1 protein-coding gene and 1 pseudogene are annotated in these 2,850 nt (G+C 67.5%); one reads left to right on the top strand and one right to left on the bottom strand.

What is annotated here, in order from left to right; all coding sequences use genetic code 11:
- Positions 1–502 precede the first annotated feature (502 nt).
- Entirely contained in the window at positions 503–2,035 is a 1,533-nt protein-coding gene (locus ACFW2G_RS33000; protein ID WP_384585618.1) for a PQQ-binding-like beta-propeller repeat protein, read from the top strand.
- A 170-nt stretch (positions 2,036–2,205) separates the two neighbouring features.
- Here ACFW2G_RS33000 and ACFW2G_RS33005 read toward each other — a convergent pair.
- Positions 2,206–2,487 (bottom strand): annotated as a pseudogene (locus ACFW2G_RS33005) (restriction endonuclease); the annotation flags it as partial.
- Positions 2,488–2,850: the final 363 nt, after the last annotated feature.

Here is a 2,850-nt window from a genome sequence, read left to right on the forward strand (position 1 = left end):
AACATCACCCGCAGCCGCCTCGGACGCCTCACCCGCCAAGGCTTCCTCACCCAGCCCGGACGAGGCTGCTACCAGAAACGGACTTAACGTCCTCTTAAAGTCACGAGGCATCATCAAGGGTTCACTTTCGTTCGCCCGTCCAGCCTTCCCCTCGCCTGTTGCCCCCCGATGGCCGGGACGCTCTTGGGCTTGAACGCTCCGCTTCACACCCCGCCGTTACCAGCGACGCATGGGAGCGCGGGGACGGGCCCTGGACACTGGCCCGAAGTTCAGCCGATCGATACCTCCTTCACGTGGCTGTCCTTACTTACCTGGAGCGACTTCGTGTCGCACACTGAGCGCTTCAGTTGGCGAGTGAGTGCTTGAGTTGGCACCTTGAGCGTCACGCCTGGGCGTGTATGCCGCCGCCGCCCACAGCTGGGCTTAAGGGCTGAGGTCGATGGCGGCTCGTAGGCCAGGATTTCATTTCCGTCCTTCACAAGGTGTTGCGAAGATCGTTCCCATGACCTACTCGTTCTCCGTCGACCGGATTCTCGGCGACCGCTCCTTCGCCGAGATCGGCTACCCCACCCTTGCCGTGGCTGACGGACGGCGGGGGCTGCTCGCTGTGGCGGGTACGCACGGCTTCTCCGATCACCCGGCGGTCGGCGTCTACGACACCGCCACCCTGTCCTGCCGCGCACTCATCCGCTCTCGCGACGTGGTTCAGGCGATGGCGTTCCACCCCACGCTGCCGCTGCTCGCCGTCGGAACCGGTTCCTACGACGGCGGGTACTTCTTCTCCGGTGACCTGCTCCTCCTCCACCTGGAGACAGGAGCATCCATCTCAGCCTTCGAGCATCAGGGCGGGCGCCAGGTCGTGGAACTGGAGTGGCTCGATGAGCAGCAACTTCGCGTGCTTACGGCCCCGCCTGATGACTGGCAGGACGAGGAAGCGCACACGCACGGTCACACCGCCGTGGTACGCCGGTCCGACTGGAGCTTGGTGCCGCCCAGGTCCATCACGCCCAACGAGCTGGCCGGCCCCCGGGTGCCGGCGCCCCGTCCCGATGGCAGGGCGGCCGCGTATCGGCTGGTGACCGAGCTCGGACCGGACTGGGAGCCCCGTATCGCTGTTCGGGCAGTGGAGGAACTCTCGGACGGCCGGATCCTCGCCACGCTCGGCGGAGTGCAGTTGGAATGCTGGCTTCCGTCGGGGGAACGGGCATGGGCCGTCCCGGACGAAGAAGGGGGCTGCGAGATTGCCGTGGCCCGGGACGAGAGTTCAGCCTGGGTCTCCCTTGCACGCCCCGAAAGACACGACCGGCGCCCGCAGTCTGTGGTCCGGCTGTCTCTGGCGGACGGTGCGCAAGTGGGCCAGATCGCACCGTCTGGCTACGTATCGCTGTCGAGTGCGGCGGACGGTGAACCGGCCCTCGCCCCCGCCGGGTACTGGGTCCAGGGTGTACCCGTCAACGGCAGGGCTCCCCTGCGCGTCCGGAACGCCAGCCGCACCTGGTTCCTGTCCTACGTGAAGCAGGGGGGCACTCGGCGTTCGCACCCCGGAGTCCCCTGGGTAGCCACGGCCGAGCTGAAAGCCGGACGAGGGTCTGGCCGACCGGTCGAGCCGGCGCAGAAGGACGTACGACGGCTGTTCCCCTATTCCTGGGTTCCCGAGGAAGAACACTTCGGTGGGCCCGGTGTGGAGGCCGCCGACGGGAGCCTGGTCCATGCGGGCAGGGTCTTCCGGCAGCGGCGCCAGCCCGGTGACTCGTTCGTCGTCCGACGCGAAGCCTCGGACGGGTCACCTCGGTGGGTATTCCGCACCGACCGCTCCGCAACCGCGCTGACCGCCGACGCAAGCACGGTCTTCACCGCCTACGACGGCGGCGAGATCGTCGCTCTCAGCCTCGACGACGGCACCGTGCTCTGGCGATACCACCTCACCCTCGGAGACGTGTCCGTCATCCCCACGGCGCTCACCGTCACCCCATCGGGCCGGCTCCTCATCGGGACCCGCGACGGCCGAATCCTCGTCTGCTCCGCCGCCACGTGACGATGTCGGTCATCTCTGGCGTCTCCTTGATCAACAGATCCGCCGTTGATTAGACACTCCCCCACCAGCCTGATCTCCAGCCGCGGAGAGCGGTGCGGGTACAGATCCGCTCGACCTCGCGGCGAGCCTCCAGCGCCGTGGCGATCTGCGCCCGACTCAGGTCATGCGTATCAAGAAGCCCCGCGACGGCTGGCCGGAGGGAGGGCGCGTAGGAGGTCCCACAGGGGGCGGGAGCCGGCGGCCCATTCGACGAGGAGGTGGCGGTCGACCAGGTGGAGGCGCTGGGACTTCGCGAAGTCGGTGGCGTTGGCGGTGATGCGGCCGTTGGTGAGCATGACGAGGACGTCACCGTGGTGGATCTGTCGGCCGGTGCCGTTGAGGACCTGGAGGTCGGGGGTGCCGACGGGCTCGCCGGACCAGCCGTCCTTCCGGTGCTTGCACTGGATGACCCAGCTGACCACGGTCATCTTCTCGTCGAACCGGCTCCGGGCTTCGGTGCGGCGTCGCAGCCGCAAGAAGACGATCACCGCCGGGAGTACCGCCACGTTGATCGTGAGCAAAGTATCCAGTCCCCCCGCCGACCCGGAACGGGGCAGCGGACGGCAGCCCCTCGGTCTTGTGTAGTGGGAAGAGTTCCTGCCGGGTGATCACCTGCGCTCGGCAGCGCACTACGCCGTTCGCGATGCGGCTGCGCATCGCCGCGATCAGCTGTCGAGGAGTCCTAGTACTCCAGCAGTACTTCGTGGCTTGACCTGGGGAAACGTCGAGCGGTGGGAGTGTAGCGGGCAGGATGCCGTCACGGACGGCTTCTGCCC

Origin of the sequence: Streptomyces sp. NPDC058880, from assembly GCF_042742535.1 — a bacterium.
Lineage (GTDB): Bacteria > Actinomycetota > Actinomycetes > Streptomycetales > Streptomycetaceae > Streptomyces.